Source organism: Sphingomonas sp. Leaf343, assembly GCF_001423765.1.
Lineage (GTDB): Bacteria > Pseudomonadota > Alphaproteobacteria > Sphingomonadales > Sphingomonadaceae > Sphingomonas.
The window spans coordinates 216,395-231,657 of the sequence record NZ_LMPG01000011.1; the positions used below are offsets into that span (position 1 = coordinate 216,395).

Sequence of the window (15,263 nt, forward strand, 5' to 3'; positions counted from 1 at the left end):
GCGCCTCACCCAGCCGGTCCGCCGGCTTATGGCGCCAGAGCGGGCGTAGCTCAGGGGTAGAGCACAACCTTGCCAAGGTTGGGGTCGAGGGTTCGAATCCCTTCGCCCGCTCCAGTTTTCCGTCAAAGCCGTCAGAGGCTTTCGGTTCAGCACGCTTTCCGATTATGCGTCCAGATCCGCCGCCAGCGACAGCGACATATAGCGTCCCGCGATGACATACAGTCCCGCCGACGCATTCGCGACCAAGCGATAGGTGTCGACCGCATTATTGTCCTGCACCCGCGCGATCACGTCGAGCCCCGCCAGATGCAGCCGATAACGGGTCCCCGGCGCGACGGTATTTGGGGGAACGGTGGCCCACCGGATCGGTTCTGGAACGATAAGAGTGACTGGCCGGATGCGAACATACGGGAGACGATCATGAGCGACGAGAACCGGAATACGGGGGCCCGGATCGCGAGAGGCGCGCTGGCCGGACTGGTCGGCGGCATCGTCGCATCGCTGGCAATGGATGGATTGCAGGCCATCCTTGCCAGATTGTCCGACGCCGACAGCGGCGGGGACAGCGACAGCGACGCAGAACCTACGACGAACAAGGCGGCGGACGGGCTCGCGAGGCTGGTCACGGGCGACGAGGTCGCGGACGCGAACAAGCCGCTGGCCGGGCAGGCGATGCACTATGGCCTGGGGGCTGTTCTCGGCGTCGCTTACGGCATCGCGGCGGCGTTCGAGCCGCGCGTCACGACGGCGTCTGGCACGCTGTTCGGGCTGACCACCGCGACCGTGCTGGACGAGGGCGCGGTGCCCGCGCTGGGACTGGCGGATGCGCCGTGGAAGACGCCGGCGTCCGGCCACCTCTATTCGCTGGCGTCGCATCTGGTGTTCGGCGGGGTGACAGAGCTGGTCCGCGCGCAGGTCGACGCCACGCTCGCGCCAGCGGACTGACCGCCGCCGACACGGCTGGCGCGGACCCCGGGGGCATGCAACGACGTTCACGGCGAGTTCAATGCGCGGCAGGCAAGACATCGCGCATCCTCGGGAGATCGTCGTTGAAGTCCTTTATCGCCGCCGCCCTGCTCGTCCCGGCCATCGCTGCTCCGGCCGCCGCACAGGGGAACGACCTTGCGAGCGTGCAACGCTATCTGAAGGCGATCACGACGATGACCGCCGATTTCAGCCAGACCGATCGCAACGGTCAGGTGCTGACCGGCACGCTGACGTGGAAGCAGCCGGGCAATATCCGGTTCCAGTACCAAAAGGGCGTGCCGACGCTGATCGTCGCCGAAGGCGGCGCGCTGACGTTCATCGATTATTCGGTGAAGCAGGTGCAACGCTGGCCGATCCGCAATTCGCCGCTGGGCGTGCTGCTCGATCCAAACCGCGACCTGTCGCAATTTGCGAAAGTCGTGCCCGGCGATCCGCGGCTGGTATCGGTCGAGGCGCGCGATCCCAAGCATCCCGAATATGGCCGCATCACGCTGGTGCTGGCGCGCGATGCCGCCGCGCCGGCGGGCATGACGTTGCAGGGCTGGGTGGCGCTCGACAGCCAGAACAATCGCACGACCGTCCGGCTGTCGAACCAGCGTTATGGCGCACCGGTGGCGAGCAACGCCTTCCGTTGGACCGATCCGCGGCCGACGACGCGGCGGTAACGTCTTCACGATCGGATATCCCGCTTCGCGGGTGATGGATTTTCGAAGCTATATGCCCCCGCGAAACGCAGGGTTTCCCGATCAAGTCGTTTTTTACAAAGCCATTCATCCAATCGACAGGTTGCCGGGGCTAAAGCCGATTTGCGGATGTGGGGCGTCCGGGATTTCCCCCTGTTGCCTGGATCGAACCTCCATTCGCCTGCGTGACGAACGCTGAGTCGGCCCTCGTTCCATGCCCCCGGAACGGGGGCCTTTCTCATCCGGTTGCGAACGACCTGACATTGGACGGCGCGGCTTGGCCATGACGCGCCGAACATCGACGCGCCCCGCAAAACCCGCTACCCGCGCGCCCGTGAAGATCGTCTCCTGGAACATCAATTCGGTGCGGTTCCGCATCGCCATCGTCGAGCATTTCCTGCGCGAGCAGGCACCCGACATCCTGTGTCTTCAGGAGACGAAGGTGGTCGACGACGACTTCCCGTTCGAGATGTTCCGCTCGCTCGGCTACGACCATATCGTCATCCACGGCCAGCGCATGCACCACGGCGTCGCGATCCTCAGCCGCGTGCCGATCGCGCTGGACGACCGGTTCGACTGGCAGGCCAATCGCGAGGCGCGGCATGTCGGCGTCGCCCTGCCGAACGGCGTGCGGCTGGAGAATGTCTATGTCCCCGCCGGCGGCGACGTGCCCGATCGCGAGGTGAATCCAAAATTCGGCCAGAAGCTCGATTTCGTGGAGCGGATGACGCGCTGGTCGGAGGAGTTGTCCGGCCCGACGATCCTGGTCGGCGATTTCAACATCGCACCACTGCCCGAGGACGTGTGGAGCCACAAACAGCTGCTCGACGTGGTCAGCCACACGCCGATCGAGGTCGAGGCGCTCGCCCGGTTGCAGGCGGCGGGCGACTGGGTCGACCTCGGCCGGCACTTCCACCCGGCCCCCCGGCGGCTGCACACCTGGTGGAGCTACCGCGCGAAGGATTGGGCGGCGTCGGATCGCGGCCGGCGGCTCGACCATATGTGGGCGACGCAGGACGTGGCGGCGCAGGCGGTGGCGCACACCGTGTTCGAGGACTGCCGCGGCTGGCTGAAGCCGTCCGATCATGTCCCGATCATGACCGAGTTCGCGTGGTGAGGGAGGCGCGGGACGTCGCGCGCGCGATCGACGCGATGCGGCGCGGCTGGCCGATTGCGATCGATGCGCCGGGCGAGGGTCCGCTCACGCTGCTGGCGGTGGAAAGTGCCGATCCGGTGCGGCTGGCGGCATTCGCGCCGGGTGGCGGCCCGGCACTGATCACCAGCGGGCGGGCGGAGACGCTGAAGCTGACCAACCAGCTCGCCGCCGCCGATCCGGATTTCCCGGTGGTGGTGGAGCATGCGCCGTGGCTCGATTTCGATGCGGCGGTCGCGCTCGCCGACCCGCAGCTCGATCTCGCGACGCCGCTGAAGGGGCCGTTCCGAACGACCGACGTCGTCCGGCCGGTCGCCGCGCTCGCGGCGCTGCGACTGGCGCGGATCGCAGGATTGCTCCCGGCCTTCTTCATCAACGGGGTCGAGCCGGAGGTGACGATCGCCGCCGCCGCGATCGACGCCTACACCGCGCCGGCCACGCTCCGGATCGCGACGCGGGCGCGGCTGCCCGTCGACGGCGCGGAGGATGCGGAGATCGTCGCGTTCCGCGCCCCCGATTCGGGGGACGAGCATGTCGCGCTGATCGTCGGTCAGCCGGACGGGACGCCGCCGCTGGTACGGCTGCACAGCGAGTGCCTGACCGGGGACGTGCTCGGCAGCCTGAAATGCGATTGCGGGCCGCAGCTTCATGCCGCGATCCGCGCGATCGCCGCGAACGGCTGGGGCATCCTGCTTTATCTTCGGCAGGAGGGCCGCGGGATCGGGCTGGTCAACAAGCTGCGCGCGTACCGGTTGCAGGATCAGGGTTTCGATACGGTCGATGCGAATACGCGGCTGGGCTTCGCGGTCGATGCGCGCGATTTCGGCGTGGCGGCGCGGATGCTGGACCTGATCGGCCAGCGCGCGGTGCGTCTGTTGACCAACAACCCCGCCAAGGTCGCGGGGCTGGAGGCGGCGGGCACGCGCGTGGTGGAGCGGGTGCCGCATCATCTGCCGCCGAACCCGCACAACGAGCGGTATCTGGCGACCAAGCGCGACCGGACGGGTCACGAATTCTAGGCGCTATTCCAGCATCCGCGCCACCGCATCGAAATCCGCCGCAACGACATCGGCGCCCAGCGCCAGCACGCGTTCGGCGTGGTCGGCGGGACAGTGCAGCCCCGCGCACAGGCCGATCACGAACGCCCCGGTCTTCGCCGCGCCCGTCACGCCGACCGGGGAATCCTCGATGATCGCGCATCGCCCGATCGGCACGCTCAGCCGATCCGCGCCGTAGAGATACAGGTCCGGCTCCGGCTTGCCACGCGCGACATGTTCGCGACCCGAATAGATGTGATCCCCGAACGCGTCGCGCAGGCCGAGATGACGCAGATGCGTGTCGATCCAGCGCGTCGAACTGGACGACACCACCGCGCGCGGCAAGTCCTTCGGGAGCGACCGCACGAACGCCACGGCACCCGCGACCGCATCGATCCCCTCCGCCAGCACGCGGGCATTCTCCACCTCGCGATCGGCGTGGAACGCGTCCGGCAGCGGCTTGCCGATCCACTTCTCCACCGCCGCGATGAAGTCGGTCCCCGACAGGCCCATGAAATGCGTCATCGAATGCTCGGGCGTCGTCGGATAGCCCGCCGCCGTCAGCCACTCCGCAAGCTGCCGGTTGCCCGACGCTTCGCTTTCCAGCAGCACGCCGTCGAAGTCGAACAACAGGGCGTCGTACCTCATGCGCGCGCTCCGAACAGCGCAGTACCGACACGGACATGCGTCGCGCCGAGCATGACCGCCGTTTCCAGATCGTTGGACATCCCCATGCTCAATCCCCCGAGGCCGTGATCGCGCGCCAGTTTGGCGAGCAGCGCGAAATAGGGCGCAGGTTCGAGGTCGGCGGGCGGCACCGCCATCAACCCGGCGATCGTCAGTTCGGCAGCCCGCGCACGCTCCAGCAACGCCGGCAGATCGGCCACCCCGCAGCCACCCTTTTGCGGCTCATCACCGATATTGACCTGCACGAAGCAGGCGGGATGCTTGCCGGCGTTCGCGCACGCTGCCCCCAGCGCATCGACCAGCGACGGACGATCGACGGAATGGATCGCGTCGAACAGCGCCACCGCGTCCGCCGCCTTGTTCGACTGAAGCTGTCCGACGAGGTGCAGTTCGACACCGGAATACCGCTCTCGCAGCGCCGGCCATTTACCCTGCGCCTCCTGCACGCGGTTCTCGCCGAAGACGCGCTGGCCGGCGGCGAGCAGCGGTTCGATCTCCTCCGCCGTCCGCGTCTTGGACACGGCGATCAGCGTCGCGGCGTCCTGACGATGTGCAAGGCGCGCGGCCGCGTCGATCCGGGCGCGTACCGCCGCGAGGGGGTCCTGTTCGGTCATGCGGGGCGCTATAGGGGCGGCGATGCGCAGCCGATACCCCGCCATTCCGCCGATCCGCTGGCTGATGACCGACGAGCGGCTGGGCGACGGCCTGTGGCGGGCGTTGCGACGCTTGCCGCCGGGGAGTGGAGTGGTGTTCCGGCACCATGGCATGCCGGTGGCGGCGCGGCGGGCGTTGTTCGCGCAGGTGCGGCGCGTCACACGGGCGCGGCGGCTGATGCTGATCGTGGCGGGGTCAAAGATGGCGGGGGCGCTGCGACACGGGCGAGCCGCCGGAGCCTATAGCTGGCCGGTCCATGATCGGACGGAGGCGCTGGCGGCGCGGCGGGCGGGAGCGAAGATGGTCATGGTGTCGCCGGTGTTTCCGACGCGCTCGCATCCGGGGGCCGGGGCACTCGGACCGGCGGGTGCGGCGCGGATCGGCCGGCTGGCGGATGCTCCCGTCATCGCACTGGGCGGCATGACGGAACGGCGGTGGCGACGAATTGCACGATTGGGTTTCGCGGGCTGGGCGGCCATCGATGCCTGGGCAGGCTGATTACGAGCCGCCCGTTAGCAAAACCCGCAGCAGCCGACGTCAGAACCGGAACGCGGTACCCAGATAGACGGCCTGACTGTCGCGCCGATCGTCCAGTCGCGCCAGCCGCTCGCGATCCGAACGATAACGGACGCCCGCCGTCACATCCAGATTGTGCGTCAGCGAATAGGACCCGCCCAGATCCACAGAATAGCTCTGCGGATCCGCGATCGCTTTCGGCGTGCCGGCGATGGGGCGATCGGCCGCCGCACGGACCTGCGTGCTCCAGCGATTGGCCGTGTAGCTGAGCGCCACGTCCGCACCCTCGCGCCCGCCAGGCTGGGTCGCGAGGTCGACGCGGGTCACGTCGCCGGCGATCGCGAACCGCTTCCACCCGACCGCGGCGCCCAGATTATAGGCGATCGGCGCGATCCCGGTGCGCGGCTCGGCGGCAACGCGCGTGGCGGCGTTCGTGTCGACGTTGCTGCGGGCGCGGACCGCGACCGTCACGGCGCGGCTGTCGCGACGCGTTTCGGCCGGCGTGAAAGGCAGGCCGTTACCGGTACCAAGACCACTTCGCGCAAACAGCGCGGCGAGCCGCGGATCGCCCGCCGCGGGCGTGAAACCACCCAGCGTCCGAGCAGGAGCGCGCTTGAGCGTGCGGGCGCTATGCTGATCGGCGGTCCGGAGGGCACCGACCGCAGGCGCGACGAGGGCGGCGGTGGCGACAAGCGCCCCGGCCACAACCCCTATCATTGCGCGATGCGCAGCCACCCCGAATCCTCCGACTAATCCCCTCGAAACTTCGCCTAGCATGATTCGATCCGGGCCAGCCATCGCCTGACGGCTGACGGTACGGAAATTGCGCGTGTGTTGCACCAAACGCACACTTCTGCCTCGGCACGAGCGTAACTTGCGGGCGCGCACGCGGCTCTATAGAGGCGGAGACGCCCTTTTCCGTCTTAGGACACCCATCCGCATGATCCGCCGCACCGCCCGTCTGGGCATCATCGCCGTCCTGTCGCTCGCGACCCTGTCCGCCTGCGCCAGCAACGATCGGCCCAAGGGCGATCTGGCCGCATCGAAGATCACGACGATCGGCGTGAACAGCTATCTGTGGCGCGCAAGCCTCGACACGCTGTCGTTCATGCCACTGCTCCAGACCGACTCCAACGGCGGCGTCATCGTCACCGACTGGTACGTCAATCCGCAAATCCCGACGGAGCGGATGAAGGTGACGGTGTCGATCCTCGATCAGGACCTGCGCGCCGATGCGGTGCGCGTCGCGGCGCTGCGCGAGATCAACCGTCAGGGTCAGTGGGTGTCCGCACCCGTTCAGGCCGCGACCACGCAGAAGCTGGAGGATCTGATCCTCACCCGCGCCCGCGATCTGCGCCGCGCCTCCATCGCCGGCTGAGGCAGCATCCATGACGTCGCGGTTCAACGCGCTGAAGGCCGACGCCCACTGGCAGGCCGTGTGGGACGAGCGTCGTACCTTCGCCGCCGATGCCGCGTCCGACAAGCCGCGCGCCTATGTCCTTGAGATGTTCCCCTATCCATCGGGGAAAATCCATATGGGCCACGTCCGCAACTATACGATGGGCGACGTGCTGGCGCGTTATCGGCGGATGACGGGGCACGAGGTCCTGCACCCGATGGGGTGGGACGCGTTCGGGATGCCGGCGGAGAACGCTGCGATGGAAAAGGGCGTGCATCCGGGCCACTGGACGCGCCAGAATATCGCGACGATGAAGGCGCAGTTGAAGCGGCTGGGCTTCGCGCTCGACTGGACGCGCGAACTGGCGACGTGCGAGCCCGATTATTACGGCCACGAACAGGCGCTGTTCCTCGATCTGTTCGCGGGCGGGCTGGTGTACCGCAAGGAATCGTCGGTCAACTGGGACCCGGTCGACATGACCGTGCTCGCCAACGAACAGGTGATCGACGGCCGTGGCTGGCGATCGGGCGCGGTCGTGGAGAAGCGCAAGCTGAACCAGTGGTTCCTGAAGATCACCGACTTTGCCGACGAACTGCTCGACGGCCTCGCCGACCTGAAGGACTGGCCCGACAAGGTCCGGCTGATGCAGGAGAACTGGATCGGCCGCAGCAAGGGGCTGACGTTCCGGTTCGATCCCTTGGTGCCCCTGAAGCAGCCGATCGAGGTCTACTCGACGCGTCCTGATACGATCTTCGGCGCCAGCTTCGTCGCCATCGCCGCCGATCACCCGATCGCGCGCGAGGTCGCCGCGCGCGATCCGGAGGCGGCCGCCTTCATCGAGCGCTGCAAGGCGGGCGGCACCACCGCCGCCGAACTGGACACGCAGGAGAAGCTGGGCTTCGATACCGGCTACGAAGTGTTGCATCCGTTCGATGCGGCGTGGACGCTGCCCGTCTACATCGCGAACTTCGTGCTGATGGAATATGGCACGGGCGCGGTGATGGGTGTGCCCGCGCACGACCAGCGCGACCTCGATTTCGCGCGCAAATACGGGCTGGACGTCACGCGCGTCGTCGCCGAGGGCGACATGGTCGCGGCGACGTTCGCGGGCGACACCGCCTATACCGGCCCCGGCGCGATCGTGAATTCCCGCTTCCTCGACGGCATGGACGTGGAGCAGGCCAAGGCCGCCGTGATCGCCCGCGCCGAGGGTGAAGGCTGGGGCAAGGGCTCCACCGTGTTCCGCCTGCGCGACTGGGGCGTGTCGCGCCAGCGTTACTGGGGCACGCCGATTCCGATCATCCACTGCGATGCCTGTGGTGCGGTGCCGGTGCCCCAGGACCAGCTACCGGTCGTGCTGCCGGACGACGTGTCGTTCGCCATCCCCGGCAACCCGCTCGATCGTCATCCGACGTGGAAATACGTCCCCTGCCCGTCCTGTGGCGGCGAAGCGTTGCGCGAAACGGACACGCTCGACACCTTCGTAGACTCCTCGTGGTATTTCATCCGCTTCGCCAGCCAGCCCAGCGACCGGCCCTTCGATCGCGCCGAGGCGGAAAAATGGCTGCCCGTCGCCCAGTATATCGGCGGCGTCGAGCATGCGATCCTGCATCTGCTCTACGCACGCTTCTGGACGCGCGCGCTGAAGCATATCGGCCAGCTCGACATCGCCGAACCGTTCGCCGGGCTGTTCACGCAGGGGATGGTCACGCACGAGACGTACAAGTCCGCGGAGGGCCTGTGGCTCGGCCCCGACGATGTCGAGGGCGGCATCGAGGTCGCGACGGGTCAGCCGGTAACGGTCGGACGCGTCGAGAAGATGTCCAAATCCAAGAAGAATACGATCGATCCCGAGCCGATCGTCGATCAATATGGTGCGGATGCCGTGCGCTGGTTCATGCTGTCCGATTCCCCCCCGGAGCGCGACCTGCCCTGGTCGGAAGCCGGTATCGACGGCGCTTGGCGCTTCGTGCAGCGGCTGTGGCGGCTGGTCGGTAGCGAGGACGACGCTGGTCACAGCGAGGACATCGCCCTGCGCAAGCTGTCGCATCGCACGACCGCCGGCGTTGCCGACGCGATCGAGGGGTTGCAGTTCAACAAAGCGGTCGCGCTGCTCTACACGCTCGCCAATGCCGTCGAGAAAGCAGCCCCCTCCCCCGACCGGCGGGATGCCGTGGCGACATTGCTGCGCCTTGCCTCTCCGATGGTCCCGCATCTGGCGGAGGAAGCCTGGGCCGCAGGTGGACAGGCCGGACTGATCGCGGATGCGCCATGGCCCATGGTCGATCCGGCAATGCTGGTCGATGACGAGGTGACGATCGCGATCCAGGTCAACGGCAAGCTGCGCGACACGCTGGTGTTCGCCAAGGGTGCCCCGCGCGAAGACGTCGAGGCGGCCGCACTCGCCAGCGACAAGATCGCGCGGACGCTCGACGGCAAGCCGCCCCGCAAGGTCATCGTCGTGCCCGATCGTCTCGTGAACATCGTCGCATGAGAGCCGTTGCGCTCCTGTTGCTCGGAACCGTGGCGCTGTCGGGCTGCGGCTTGCGACCGCTCTATGCCGGTGGCGGCGGCGGCGCGGTGGCCAACACGCTGGCCCATGTCGAGGTCGCGGCGATCGAGGGCAAGGCCGGCTGGCTGATGGCGAACGCGCTGCGGGACCGGCTGGGCAATCGTGGCGGCGCGGCGACCTACCGGCTAGACATCCGGCTGGACGACCGAATCAGCGGGCTTGGCTTGCGCAGCGACGACAGCGTCACGCGCGAACGCCGGGCTTTGCGCGCGCGATACCAGCTCGTGAACGTGGCGGATGGATCGGTGCTGCTGGATGCTACCGCCGGATCGGATGCCGGTATCGATGTCGTCCAGTCCGAATATGCGACGATTGCAGCGGAGAACACGGCGCTCGAACGTCTGTCCGGCATCGTTGCGGATCAGATCGTGTCTCGGCTGGCGCTGTACGCGCAGCGGCGTCCCGCGACGCCGTGAAGGCGAACGCCAGCCAGATCCGTCAGGCGCTGGCCGCGCCCCGCCCCGCCGTCCGTTTCCATCTGCTCCACGGCCCCGACGAGGCGGGGGCCGACGCACTGGCCCGGGTGCTGGGCGAAGCAATGGGCAAGGGTGCGGAGCGGGTCGATCTCGATGGTGCGACATTGAAGGCCGACCCTGCCCGCCTCGCCGACGAAGCCGCGTCGATGTCGCTGTTTGGGGACAGGCGGTGGATCAGGATCACTGGTCTGGGTGAGGAAAGCCTCGCCGCGGTGACAGCCCTGCTGGAGGCGGAGAACGCAGGCAATCCCGTCGTTGCGATCGCCCCTTCCGTGAAGGCGACTGGCAAGGTCGTGAAGCTGGCGCAAGACTCCCCTGCCGCCCTCGCCTTCGCCTGCTATCCGCCAAACGCGCAGGATGCGGAGCGGCTGGCGGTGTCGCTCGCGACCGAGCAGGGGATGCGGGCAGCGCCCGGCGTCGCGGCGCGAATGGTGGCGGCGAGCGGCGGCGACCGGGCGGTGCTGGCACGCGAGATCGATAAGCTGGCGCTGTTTCTCGACGCGGCGCCCGATCGGCCCCGCGATCTCGATCACGAGGCGCTCGATGCCGTTGGTGCGGCGCTTGATGAAGCGGAGACGAGCCTCGCCGTCGAAGCCGTGGTCGAGGGGCGCGCCGATCTGCTGGCGGTCGAGCTGGCACGGATGTCCGATAGCGGAACGTCGCCGATCATGTGGCTCCGTCAGCTCGTTCGTCGGCTGGGGTCGCTCGCGGACATGCGCGCGGACGTCGCACGCGGCGAGCCAGCGGACAGCGTCGTCAAGCGCCACCGCGTGTTCTGGAAAGAGGAACAGGCGACGATGCGCGCGCTGCGTCGCTGGTCGCCGGTCATGCTCGCCGACGCGCTTGGCCGCGCGCGCGCCGCCGAACGGGCGGTCATGGCATCGGGCAATGCCGGCCCCGTCCTTGCCGACCATGCTATCCTGACGCTGACGCGTGCAGTGACGAAGCGCGGCTAGATCGTCTCGCCGGTAAGCCGCTGACAGAGCATGTCGAGCTGGTCGAGGGTCGAATAGGCCAGCGTCAGGCTGCCGCCCTTCTCTCCGCCATGCGCGATCGTCACGGTCACGCCCAGCAGATCGGCAAGCTGTCGTTGCAAGGCCGCAATATCGGCATCGGGCGGCACGGGCGCGGTACGTTCACCACGTGACTCCGTGCGACGCGGCTTGGTGTCGCGCGCGAGCTTCTCTGTCTCGCGCACCGATAGCCCGCGGCGGACGACCTGTTCGGCCAGCCCCTCGACATCGGGTGCCCCCAGCAGCGCACGCGCGTGACCCATCGACAGCGACCCGTCGACCACCCGCGCCTGAACCGGATCGGGCAGCTCCAGCAGCCTTAACAGATTGGCGACATGACTGCGCGATTTATGAACGATCCGCGCCAGCGCCTCCTGAGTGTGGCCGTAATCGCCGGCCAACCGCTGATACGCCTGCGCCTCTTCGATCGCGTTGAGATCCTGACGCTGGATATTCTCGACCAGCGCGATTTCAAGCGTTTCGGCGTCGTTGAAGTCGCGAACGACCACGGGAACTTCGTGCAGACGCGCCCGCTGCGCCGCCCGCCAGCGGCGTTCGCCAGCGACGATCTGGTACTGGTGACCGTGCGGCCGTACCACGATCGGCTGGATGACGCCGCGCGACGCGATCGACGCGGCGAGTTCGTCCAGCATCGCCTCGTCAAAATGTCGGCGCGGCTGCTCGGGGTGCGGCGCGAGAGCGCTTACGGGCAGCATCCGCACGCCGGGCCCCGGTTCGGAACCCGGCGTGACCGGCGTCTCGCGCGCCATTTCCCCCAGCAGGGCATTGAGCCCACGGCCAAGGCCACCGCGCGGCCGTCGTCCGGCATCGCTCATGCGGCGGCGTCCACCGGCGTCTTGGGCAGCCGCTGGATCATCTCCCGCGCGAGCGCCATATAGGCCTCCGATCCGGAACAACGATGATCGTAGATCAGCGCGGGCAAGCCGTGACTGGGCGCTTCGGACAGGCGGACGTTGCGCGGGATCACAGTGTCGAACACGACCTTACCCAGCACGGCGCGGACATCCGTCGATACCTGTTCGGTCAGCCGGTTACGGCGATCGTACATCGTCAGGGCCACGCCCAAAATCGCCAGACCGGGATTGAAGCGTTCCCGAATGCGTTCGACCGTACTCAGGAGTTGTGACAGGCCCTCCAGCGCGAAGAACTCGCACTGTAACGGCACGAGCAATCGATCCGCGGCAACCATGGCGTTGATCGTCAACAGTCCGAGCGACGGCGGACAATCGATCAGCACGATGTCCCATCGCGATGCACTCGCGCGGATAGCGGCATCCAGCCGGTGGGTGCGATCGTCATACTCCACAAGCTCGATCTCCGCACCCGAAAGGTCGACGGTGGCGGGTAGAACATCCAGTCGCGGAACCTTGCTCGGCACAACCGCCGCATCGACCGGGCAGTCGCCGAGCAACACGTCATAGCTCGACCGTTCCCGCTGCGACTGGCCTATACCGAGTCCCGTGGAGGCATTGCCCTGCGGATCGAGATCGACCAGCAGCACACGCTGCCCGGTGGCGGCAAGTGCGGTTCCAAGATTGATCGCGCTCGTGGTTTTGCCCACGCCACCCTTCTGATTGGCGATCGCGACGCAGATCATCGTGGACACCCGTCAAGAATGACGATCGACGACGTTGACTCCGTGACGCTTTGTTCCACGTGAAACATCATGCCCCTCGCCTCGACCTGTGATGGAAGATCGCCCAACGCCGTTGCCCCTCTCGGCAACAGCCAGCGCGTCGTTGGTGTGCAGCAATGCCCGGCGGCAAGCAAAAGCTTTTCGACAGATGCGACCGCTCGCGCAGTAATAACGTCAGCTCTGACCGTCACTGCCTCAACCTTGGCCTCCATCACCTCCGCCGATGGGATCGCCAAGCTTGCGATGCAGTCATTCAGAAACATCACGCGCCGCTTGCGAGGCTCGACCATGGTCATGATCCCCACGCCCGCCAAAGCCAGGACGATACCGGGAAAACCACCGCCAGATCCGATATCCATCCAGCGCCCTTGCCCGCCTCCCGCCAGTTCAAGCAGCTGAAGCGAGTCGGCGACGTGCCGTTGCCAGATGACCGGGATCGTACCCGGCGAGATCAGGTTTTGCCGCCCGTTCTCGTCGATCACCATAGCAACGAACCGCTCGATCTTCGCCATCGCGTCGGCGTCGACGCGTGCCGCGACCCAGGCCATTGCCTCGTCTTCGGTCATGCCGCTTTCCTGCTATGCAACAGAACCGCACTTAGCGCAGCCGGCGTGATCCCACGGATCCTTGCCGCCGCTGCCAGTGATCGTGGCTTGCTGGCCGTTAACCGCGCCACCATTTCGTTGGAGAGTCCCGGTATGCCTGCATAATGCAGATCAGGTGCCAGACCGATATCCTCCTCGCGGCGCATCCTCTCGACCTCTACGGCCTGGCGTTCGAGGTAAGGCGCGTAGCGCGCATCCTGTACGGTTTCCGACACGACATCTGCATCCGCCGCCAGATCCGGGGCGACGTGATCCAGTGTCACACCGTCGAAGCGCAGCCACTCCCAAGCATTTCGCCGCGCGCCGTCTTGCGCCACTCTACCTCCCGCCGTCGCAATCGCCGACGACGTGACTTCCCGCTGCAGTAGCTGCCGCACCCGTGACCGCTCCTCGGACCGGGAATGCTGGTGCTCCATCCGCTCTTTCGTCAGCGCACCGGCCTCTTCGGCGATCGGCCCCAGACGCGTTTCAGCATTATCGGCTCGCAAGGCCAGCCGATATTCCGCTCGCGCGGTTAGCATTCGATATGGCTCGGTCACCCCTTGCAACACCAGATCGTCGATCATCACCCCGATATAGCTGGAGGCGCGATCGAGGACGACAGGTGCCAGTTCCCTCGCATAGGCTGCTGCATTCAATCCCGCGATCAGCCCCTGCCCCGCAGCCTCTTCGTACCCCGTCGTGCCATTGATCTGCCCCGCGAAGTACAGACCGCGCACGTCCCGCAATGCCAGGGTCGGCGCGAGGGCACGCGCGTCGAGATGGTCATACTCGACGGCATAGCCGGGCATCGTGATCCGGGCATGCTCCAAACCCGGGATCGTCGCCATCATCGCTTGCTGGGTCGCGGTCGACAGGCTGGTCGACAGACCGTTGGGATAGACGGTGGTATCGTCCAGACCCTCGGGTTCAAGGAACACCTGATGCCCGTCACGGTCCCCGAACCGGTCCACCTTGTCTTCGATCGAGGGGCAGTACCGTGGCCCTTGCCCTTCGATTGCGCCCGAGAACAGCGGCGACTCCGGCATCGCATTACGAATGAGGGCGTGAGTCGCGGCGTTGGTTCGTGTGATGGCGCATGCGACTTGAGGCAGGCGGCGGCGGCGAGTCAGCGCCGACATGGACCAGGGTTCGACGTCCGACCCCTGCTCCTCAAGCGACGCCCAATCGATGGTCCGCCCGTCCAGCCGCGGCGGCGTTCCGGTCTTCAGCCGAGCCATCGGCAAACCCAGCGCCCGGAGCGACACCGCCAAAGGACCGGCAGCGCGTTCGGCTATCCGTCCGCCATGATGACGTTCGGTGCCTCGAAAGATCGTTGCCCCGAGAAATGTGCCGGTCGCGATGACGACGGATCGCCCGAGGATCGTGCTGCCATCGTTCAACTTCACTCCCGTGACGTTGGCACCTTTTAACATCAGTTCCGTCGCTTCCGCGGTGACGATCGTGACGTTCGTCCGATCAAGCGCGTGCCTTACGGCCGCTGCGTAATTGCGGCGATCGGCCTGGATACGGGGCCCTTGAACCGCCGCCCCCTTGCTGCGGTTGAGCATCCGGTGGTGGATCGCCGCAGCATCAGCGGCAACTGCCATGATGCCGTCGAAGGCATCGACTTCCCGGACGATATGTCCTTTGCCCAGCCCGCCGATCGACGGATTGCACGACATCTGACCGATGTTCGCCGTAGAGAATGTCAGAAGCGCAACCGATGCGCCACGCCGATGTGCGGCTGCGGCTGCTTCGACGCCGGCATGGCCGGCACCAATTACCAGAACGTCATACATTCCTCCGCAATGCCGCGAGGCATGGCAAAGGTCAAAATTGTTC

The 15,263-nt window shown here is 66.9% G+C and carries 17 protein-coding genes and 1 tRNA gene; 10 read left to right on the plus strand and 8 right to left on the minus strand.

Annotated features, from left to right (window positions below):
• Positions 1–39: 39 nt before the first annotated feature.
• Positions 40–114, plus strand: a tRNA-Gly gene (locus tag ASG07_RS08650).
• Positions 115–162: 48 nt separating this feature from the next.
• Here the strand turns inward: ASG07_RS08650 and ASG07_RS18020 are convergent.
• Positions 163–291 (minus strand): hypothetical protein, encoded by a 129-nt coding sequence (locus ASG07_RS18020; protein ID WP_269082631.1) that lies wholly within the window; start codon positions 289–291, stop codon positions 163–165.
• Between the two features lie 129 nt (positions 292–420).
• Between ASG07_RS18020 and ASG07_RS08655 the strand changes: the two genes are divergently transcribed.
• The 4 genes from ASG07_RS08655 to ribA all read left to right on the plus strand — a co-directional run bounded on the left by ASG07_RS08655 (position 421) and on the right by ribA (position 3,842).
• A complete protein-coding gene (locus ASG07_RS08655; RefSeq protein WP_055844516.1) occupies positions 421–945 on the plus strand; it encodes a DUF1440 domain-containing protein in 525 nt (174 codons plus the stop codon).
• 35 nt (positions 946–980) lie between these two features.
• Positions 981–1,652, plus strand: coding sequence for an outer membrane lipoprotein carrier protein LolA (locus ASG07_RS08660; RefSeq protein WP_082474679.1), 672 nt, complete (start codon positions 981–983; stop codon positions 1,650–1,652).
• A gap of 301 nt (positions 1,653–1,953) precedes the next feature.
• The gene (gene xth, locus ASG07_RS08665; RefSeq protein WP_201780983.1) at positions 1,954–2,787 is read left to right on the plus strand and encodes an exodeoxyribonuclease III; all 834 of its coding nucleotides are present in this window, start codon (positions 1,954–1,956) and stop codon (positions 2,785–2,787) included.
• Between the two features lie 35 nt (positions 2,788–2,822).
• Positions 2,823–3,842 (plus strand): GTP cyclohydrolase II, encoded by a 1,020-nt coding sequence (ribA, locus tag ASG07_RS08670; RefSeq protein ID WP_055845028.1) that lies wholly within the window; start codon positions 2,823–2,825, stop codon positions 3,840–3,842.
• 3 nt (positions 3,843–3,845) lie between these two features.
• Here the strand turns inward: ribA and ASG07_RS08675 are convergent, their stop codons facing one another.
• Both ASG07_RS08675 and ASG07_RS08680 read right to left on the minus strand, forming a co-directional pair.
• Positions 3,846–4,508 (minus strand): HAD family hydrolase, encoded by a 663-nt coding sequence (locus ASG07_RS08675; RefSeq protein WP_055844525.1) that lies wholly within the window; start codon positions 4,506–4,508, stop codon positions 3,846–3,848.
• Positions 4,505–5,161: a YggS family pyridoxal phosphate-dependent enzyme gene (locus tag ASG07_RS08680; RefSeq protein ID WP_055844527.1), complete on the minus strand. Its 657-nt coding sequence runs from the start codon at positions 5,159–5,161 to the stop codon at positions 4,505–4,507. The genes ASG07_RS08675 and ASG07_RS08680 overlap by 4 nt, the downstream gene beginning before the upstream one ends.
• Before the next feature lie 22 nt (positions 5,162–5,183).
• Here ASG07_RS08680 and ASG07_RS08685 point away from each other — a divergent pair, with 22 nt between their 5' ends.
• Complete coding sequence (locus ASG07_RS08685; RefSeq protein ID WP_055844530.1) at positions 5,184–5,699, plus strand: thiamine phosphate synthase; 516 nt, start codon at positions 5,184–5,186, stop codon at positions 5,697–5,699.
• Between the two features lie 39 nt (positions 5,700–5,738).
• Here ASG07_RS08685 and ASG07_RS08690 read toward each other — a convergent pair whose 3' ends face one another.
• Positions 5,739–6,422, minus strand: coding sequence for a porin (locus ASG07_RS08690; protein WP_236694611.1), 684 nt, complete (start codon positions 6,420–6,422; stop codon positions 5,739–5,741).
• A 235-nt stretch (positions 6,423–6,657) separates the two neighbouring features.
• Between ASG07_RS08690 and ASG07_RS08695 the strand changes: the two genes are divergently transcribed.
• The 4 genes from ASG07_RS08695 to holA are packed head-to-tail and all read left to right on the plus strand — an operon-like array spanning position 6,658 to position 11,120.
• Positions 6,658–7,095, plus strand: coding sequence for a DUF3576 domain-containing protein (locus tag ASG07_RS08695; RefSeq protein WP_055844535.1), 438 nt, complete (start codon positions 6,658–6,660; stop codon positions 7,093–7,095).
• A gap of 10 nt (positions 7,096–7,105) precedes the next feature.
• On the plus strand, positions 7,106–9,610 hold the full coding sequence (gene leuS, locus ASG07_RS08700) for a leucine--tRNA ligase (RefSeq protein WP_055844537.1): 2,505 nt from the start codon (positions 7,106–7,108) through the stop codon (positions 9,608–9,610).
• On the plus strand, positions 9,607–10,104 hold the full coding sequence (lptE, locus tag ASG07_RS08705; protein WP_055844540.1) for an LPS assembly lipoprotein LptE: 498 nt from the start codon (positions 9,607–9,609) through the stop codon (positions 10,102–10,104). Before leuS ends, lptE begins: the two co-directional genes overlap by 4 nt.
• Entirely contained in the window at positions 10,101–11,120 is a 1,020-nt protein-coding gene (gene holA, locus ASG07_RS08710; RefSeq protein ID WP_055844543.1) for a DNA polymerase III subunit delta, read from the plus strand. The genes lptE and holA overlap by 4 nt, the downstream gene beginning before the upstream one ends.
• Here holA and ASG07_RS08715 read toward each other — a convergent pair.
• The 4 genes from ASG07_RS08715 to mnmG are packed head-to-tail and all read right to left on the minus strand — an operon-like array spanning position 11,117 to position 15,220.
• On the minus strand, positions 11,117–12,013 hold the full coding sequence (locus ASG07_RS08715) for a ParB/RepB/Spo0J family partition protein (protein WP_055844546.1): 897 nt from the start codon (positions 12,011–12,013) through the stop codon (positions 11,117–11,119). The two genes, holA and ASG07_RS08715, sit on opposite strands and share 4 nt — an antisense overlap.
• Positions 12,010–12,795, minus strand: a complete 786-nt coding sequence (locus ASG07_RS08720; protein WP_055844548.1) for a ParA family protein — start codon at positions 12,793–12,795, stop codon at positions 12,010–12,012. Before ASG07_RS08720 ends, ASG07_RS08715 begins: the two co-directional genes overlap by 4 nt.
• Positions 12,792–13,400 (minus strand): 16S rRNA (guanine(527)-N(7))-methyltransferase RsmG, encoded by a 609-nt coding sequence (gene rsmG, locus ASG07_RS08725; protein WP_055844551.1) that lies wholly within the window; start codon positions 13,398–13,400, stop codon positions 12,792–12,794. Before rsmG ends, ASG07_RS08720 begins: the two co-directional genes overlap by 4 nt.
• Complete coding sequence (gene mnmG, locus ASG07_RS08730; RefSeq protein ID WP_055844554.1) at positions 13,397–15,220, minus strand: tRNA uridine-5-carboxymethylaminomethyl(34) synthesis enzyme MnmG; 1,824 nt, start codon at positions 15,218–15,220, stop codon at positions 13,397–13,399. The genes rsmG and mnmG overlap by 4 nt, the downstream gene beginning before the upstream one ends.
• Positions 15,221–15,263 lie beyond the last annotated feature (43 nt).